The organism is Halomonas sp. 3D7M (assembly GCF_014897885.1).
Taxonomy (GTDB): Bacteria; Pseudomonadota; Gammaproteobacteria; order Pseudomonadales; family Halomonadaceae; genus Vreelandella.
This window is the reverse complement of sequence record NZ_JABUZF010000271.1, coordinates 47858-48633: the sequence shown is the minus strand read 5'-3', so window position 1 is coordinate 48633 and position 776 is coordinate 47858. Positions and strand designations below refer to the sequence as shown.

At 53.6% G+C, this 776-nt stretch carries 1 protein-coding gene (cut by a window edge); it reads left to right on the top strand.

Annotated elements, in window-relative coordinates:
• Positions 1-20 precede the first annotated feature (20 nt).
• Positions 21-776, top strand: the 5' portion of a protein-coding gene (locus INT22_RS19165) for a GIY-YIG nuclease family protein (protein ID WP_446718967.1). 33 nt of this gene lie beyond the right edge of the window; the window shows 756 of its 789 coding nt (coding positions 1-756); its start codon is at positions 21-23; the stop codon falls past the right edge of the window.

Below are 776 nucleotides of genomic sequence, written 5' to 3'. Positions count from 1 at the left end.
GCTTGCTTACCGCCGAAATCATGAACTGGACAGGCCATGTGCTGACTGGCCCGCGCACAAAGCTGACAGAGCTGGTGCAGCGACCCGAGTGCGGCCGCACTGGCATCTATTTTCTGGTGGGCCCTGACTTGGAAGGCAGCCCGCGTCCGCAGGTGTATATCGGCGAAAGTGATGATGTGGGTACCCGCCTAAAACAGCACAACCGACCAGAAGATAAAGGCGGCAAGGACTTCTGGGAAAAGGTCTGTCTGGTGACCAGCAAGGATCAGAACCTCACTAAAGCTCATGTGAAATATTTGGAAAGTCTACTAATCCAGTCAGCAGGCGAGCTTGGGCGCTGCAAGCTGGTCAACGGCACCGCGCACGAATACATCAACCTGCCAGAATCCGACCGTGCCGATATGGCGTTTTTTGTCGAGCAGATCCGCACCGTAATGCCAGTGCTTGGGCTGGATTTTTTGCGTCAGCGTCAGCATCCGCTCACACAAAATAGAGTAGAGCCTGTTCAAACTGTCCCCTTAACCACGTTTGAATTGAAAATACCTAAATACAAAATCACTGCCTGGGCGCAGGAGATAGACGGCGAGTTCATTGTGCTGTCCGGTAGTAAAGCACGCGAACGCTGGGCGAGTAATACAGACTATGCCAGCTATCGGCCACTGTACGAACAGTTGACGGAAGAGGGCGTATTGGCGTGTGATGAGTCGGGAATAGTCAGCTTTTCACGTGATCATGCTTTCTCAAGCCCCAGCGCTGCGGCTGCCGTAGTATCTGGG